This is a genomic window from uncultured Sphingomonas sp. (assembly GCF_964237155.1).
Taxonomy (GTDB): domain Bacteria; phylum Pseudomonadota; class Alphaproteobacteria; order Sphingomonadales; family Sphingomonadaceae; genus Sphingomonas.
In genome coordinates this window covers 1-2164 of the sequence record NZ_CAXSHH010000155.1, presented here as the reverse complement: position 1 = coordinate 2164, position 2164 = coordinate 1, and the positions used below count along the sequence as shown (strand labels likewise).

The window sequence follows — 2164 nt, the reverse complement described above, 5'->3', positions numbered from 1 at the left end:
GCGGCAGGCGGATCGCCCAGACCACCACCGCGTCGCCCGGCTCGCCCCCGCCGACAAGCGCCGCGAACAGCCGCGCGGGCGGCAGCGGCGTCGACCCGAGCAGACAGGCCGCGACGATCGCCCCCACCGCCGCGAGCAGGAGAGTGATCGAGAGCGCGCGGCCGGTCACGCGCCCGTTCCGGGCGTTCCGGCCCTGGCCAACGCCTCGATCGCGTCGAGCAGGAACCAGCCGCCGCACGCGGTCCACGCGCCCTCCAGCCCGACCACCGGCCGGTCGCGGAGCTGCGCGCGCGCGACCGGGTGGCGCGCGGCGCTCCAGCTGTCGGGATGATTGGTCTTGGACCCGAAGAACGCGGCCGCCACGACATCCGGCCCTTCATAGGCAAGGCGCTCGAGCGGCAGCGGACGCCATCCCGTCTCGCGTTGGAAATTGCGGAACCCGCCCACGCGCAGCATCTCGTCGATGAGCGTACCGGCCCCTGTCGTGACGCCTGCCGGGGTCATGTAGAGCGCCGCCCCCTTCGCCGGACCACGCCGCAGTGCCGCGAGCCGTGCATCCATCTCCTCCGCCACCTTCGCGCCGCGCCCGGGCTCGCCCAACCCTCGCGCCACCTCGACCAACGTCCGCCGCACGCCCGCGACGTCCTCGGCATAGCCGATCTGAAGCACCGGCACGCCCGCGCGCTGCAGGAACGCCGCCGCGCCGGGTCCGCCGCCATAGGAGCGGATGACGAGATCGGGGCGGAGCACGAGCACGTCCTCCGCGCGGGGCGCCACGGTGGGCACCCCGCGCGCTGCGACACGCATGTAGGAGAAGTCGCTTTCCGCATGCGGCGACAGGGCGACGATCCGGTCGCGCCCGACCAGCTTAAGCGCATATTGGTCGGCGCAATAATCCAGGCTGACGATCCGCATCGGGCGGGCGGGGGCGGCTGGGGCGGGCGCTTGCGCACACCCCGCCAACATCAGCGGGATCGCCGCCCAGGGCCGCATCAGATCCTCACCCGAACGCCGGCATAGGCCGCGCGCCCTGCCGTACCGTAGCGGAAGATCGTCTCGTATTCCTCGTCGAGCAGGTTCTCGACCCGGCCGTAGAGCTCGATCCGCTCCGTCATCGGCAGCGCGGCCCGCAAGTCGACCAGCACGTATCCGTCGAGCCGACGCATGTTGGACGCGTTGTCGAAGCTATCGCCGACATGCGCCACCGTCGCGCCCGCCTGCAGCCCGAACGGGAAGGAATAGTCCGCGACCACGCTCACCGTCTGGCGCGGCCTGCGGGCGAGCTCCAGTTCCGTCAATCGGTTGGTGGCGTCGATGAAGCTGTACTGGCCGATGACGGTGAAGCGATCGACCGGCCGCAGGGTCAGCCCGAGCTCGACGCCCTCGGCGCGGGTCAGCCGGATATTGTCGTAGGTCCCCGACGGCCGTCCGACGCACGGGCCCGCCGTCGCGCCGCGCGGGCAGGAAATGAAATCGATCTGGTTCTCGGTATCGCGGTGAAAGTAGGTCGCCGTCGCCTCGATCGCGCCACCCAGGAAACGCTGGCCGACGCCGACCTCCCAGCTTTCCGACATTTCCGGCTCGAGCGCGACGTTGCCGAAGTTGCTGTAGAGCTGGAACAGGGACGGCGCCTTGAAGCCCTCGCCGTAGCTCGCGCGCAGCCGCGTCGCGCCGCTGTTGGGGCTGAACACGCCCGAGGCACCGAACGTGGTCGCGTCGCCGAACGTCTCGTGATCGTCATACCGAACGCCGCCGGTCAGCGAGAGGCCGGTGAACGGCCGCACCGTCGCCTCGCCGTACACGCTGGTGATCCTGACGTCGGCGACCGACGGCACACCGCCGAAGCTCGCGCTGGTGAAGCTCGACCGCTCGCTCTCCGCCCCGAAGGTGGCCGCGACCGGGTCCAGGTCGAGGATACCCTGATACTCGAAACGCTCGTTCTTCCCCTCGGCGTCGAAGGTGACGCGGACTGCCGCGTCCGGGTCGATGTTGCTCCGGTCGGTGCGGGTGTAGGCGAACGCGACCCGGTTGCGCAGGCGCCCGCCCAGGAGCGCGGCGTTGAGGCCGGCATAGCCGACCAGCTCGCGCGTTTCGGCGCGCTCGCGCGTGTCGCGAAAGGCGAAGCTCGGCGCGGGGAACCCGTCGATCTCCGTTTCGCCGTCCG

2 protein-coding genes are annotated in these 2164 nt (G+C 71.1%); both read right to left on the bottom strand.

Annotated features, from left to right (window positions below; all coding sequences use genetic code 11):
* Positions 1–165: 165 nt before the first annotated feature.
* The gene (locus tag ACFE71_RS15590; protein ID WP_375429672.1) at positions 166–993 is read right to left on the bottom strand and encodes an ABC transporter substrate-binding protein; all 828 of its coding nucleotides are present in this window, start codon (positions 991–993) and stop codon (positions 166–168) included.
* Positions 993–2164 (bottom strand): TonB-dependent receptor (locus tag ACFE71_RS15585; protein ID WP_375429671.1); only part of this gene is annotated, 1172 nt, incomplete at its 5' end. The genes ACFE71_RS15590 and ACFE71_RS15585, both read right to left, overlap by 1 nt.

Bases quoted from the DNA above. Each gene is read 5' to 3' on its own strand.
- ACFE71_RS15590 (WP_375429672.1), bottom strand. From the start codon at position 993: ATGCGGCCCTGGGCGGCGATCCCGCTGATGTTGGCGGGGTGTGCGCAA.